At 44.9% G+C, this 2169-nt stretch carries 1 protein-coding gene; it reads left to right on the plus strand.

Annotation, left to right across the window (positions count from 1 at the left end):
- Nucleotides 1-388: 388 nt before the first annotated feature.
- Complete coding sequence (locus HMPREF3201_RS04070) at nt 389-2152, plus strand: TM1812 family CRISPR-associated protein (RefSeq protein ID WP_062411871.1); 1764 nt, start codon at nt 389-391, stop codon at nt 2150-2152.
- Nucleotides 2153-2169 lie beyond the last annotated feature (17 nt).

Genomic DNA, 2169 nt, shown 5'->3' on the forward strand with positions numbered 1-2169 from the left:
TACCCAATTCCCCGTAAGGGGACTGAAACCTGCTTTTTTAATGCTATTAATCGTTTTCATAGTGATCCGTCGTATTACCCAATTCCCCGTAAGGGGACTGAAACAAACAAAATGCAATAATCATGGAAATAGAGATGTTAGGTCGTATTACCCAATTCCCCGTAAGGGGACTGAAACAATGATGTACAGCAACGTGACCAGCATTGTAAGTACGTCGTATTACCCGATTCCCCATCTTTAATGTGACTCCTTTTAGAAAAAGGAGGGAATGCCATAGGGGACGGAACAACCTCCGGATGTAGGAGTTGGTTCCTATATTCGGAGGTTGTTGTAGTTTTATTTAGTCTAAGAAGGGTACGGAGCCTGCGCCATAAAAAGAGGTGAACCGATGAAACATATCCTGCTGATGTTTTTTAGTGAAGCACGTCTCCATCACGACGGCATGATGATGGACGGTGTCCGGGACAAGGAATCCGTCGTTCAAAGTATTGCTGATTCATTAAAAGTGCAGGGAGAACAATTAGACTGTCTGTGCTGCTTTTCAACGAAAAAGCTGCCGGAAGAGATTGGCTATGGCGATGAAGTCAGTTGTGCGTATATCCTGAATCATGAGGCCTTAATCCCAGCGCGGATGCAGTCTCTTGCCGGACACTTCATCGGCATCGATTATGATGAACGGAGTCAGCTGGAAAAACGGATTCATCAGGTTCTCAAGATGGCCGACAGGATTGATGCCTTTATCGAAGAACAGTCGTGGCAGCCGGAGGAGGTAGCGCTCCATGTCGATATTACCGGTGACGTTCGCTATGCATCGATGATGATGCTTTCCGTCATACAGTTTTTGAAATGCCGCGGCATTCGAAAGGTAGATGTCCTGTATGCTGACGGGAATGAACAGCCGGTTGAAAATATAACGGAGATCTATCGCATGTTTGACCTTTTTTCAAGGGCTGATACGTTCGTCAACTTCGGCAGCATCCGTGAAATTATGGCCTATCTGGAAGGTTCTGTACAGACAAGGGAAACGAAGATACTCCTTCAAACGGTGCGTGATTTTAACCATGCCGTTCGGATCTGCCGTACTGGGAAAATCACCATCCTTGCCAAAAAACTTCAAGAAGCCTTGCAGAATTTTGAAATGTCCGGTGCTATTTCTTTTCAGGAAAAAATCTTTCTGCGCATCTTGAAAGTCTTTAAAGCAGAGTATGGAGGTCTCTTAAAAGAAGATTTTACAAACCTCGATATCATCCGCTGGTGCGTCGAAAAAGATTACCTCCAACAGGCTCTGACCTTATGTACCGAATGGATCCCCAGTGAAATCGTGGATCGGCATATTTTTTATCCTCTCAAAAATTCGATTCCCAAGGAATGCACTCGGAAAAAAATGCCTTACCAAACGTGGCAGCAGTATTTTTTAAATGATTTTACTGTCGCACGCACGAAAAAAGATAGTGAAGCCTATTTGAACCGCTTATTTCCCCGACTGGAAAAGAAGAAGCGAGTAACGAGACTTCGCACCATTATCGCTGACTTTGAAGCTTCGGGCGATATGGCTTCTGTGCTGCGCCGATACCCTAAGGATGCCGGTTATTTCAAAGCCTTGCTGGAAGAATTGCAGGTAGGACCGCAAGTCCTCGCCGATCTCAATAAGGAGCGCCTGACGCGGCAGGAGCTAAAAAAGAAATTCCCTAAAATCTATGCCGTTTTACATCGCATGTATCATCACGTAAAAAACACCCCTATGTTTGATCAGACGATGGACGAATTCTTTAAAACTCGTACGATCGGGCCCATGTATAACGTTTTGAAGACGGCGCCGTATCAATTTTTTCAGACCTTGCTGCCGCTTCCCGATGAGTTTTTAGAACAAACGCCTCCTTCCGTAGGAGATATTCCAGGAATTTATGTTTCACAAATCGCTTGGAATAATCGTCAAGTCTATTACTTACGCATGATGAGCTATGATTACGTCGGTTATAAGCGCCCAGCCAAAGCCGTCTTAGAGATTCTTTACGATTACTTCCAAATCCGTACCGAGCGAAATCACATCAACCACGCCTACGAGGAAGACTCGCTGTCGACGCAAGCTATAAAAGACCTGGTCTTAGATTTGCTGCGGCGAATGGAAGACATCGATAAGCTCAAATCGTGAAAATATCGAGAGCTTGA

Source organism: Megasphaera sp. MJR8396C, from assembly GCF_001546855.1.
GTDB lineage: Bacteria > Bacillota > Negativicutes > Veillonellales > Megasphaeraceae > Megasphaera.

Bases quoted from the DNA above. Each gene is read 5' to 3' on its own strand.
- HMPREF3201_RS04070 (WP_062411871.1), top strand. From the start codon at position 389: ATGAAACATATCCTGCTGATGTTTTTTAGTGAAGCACGTCTCCATCAC.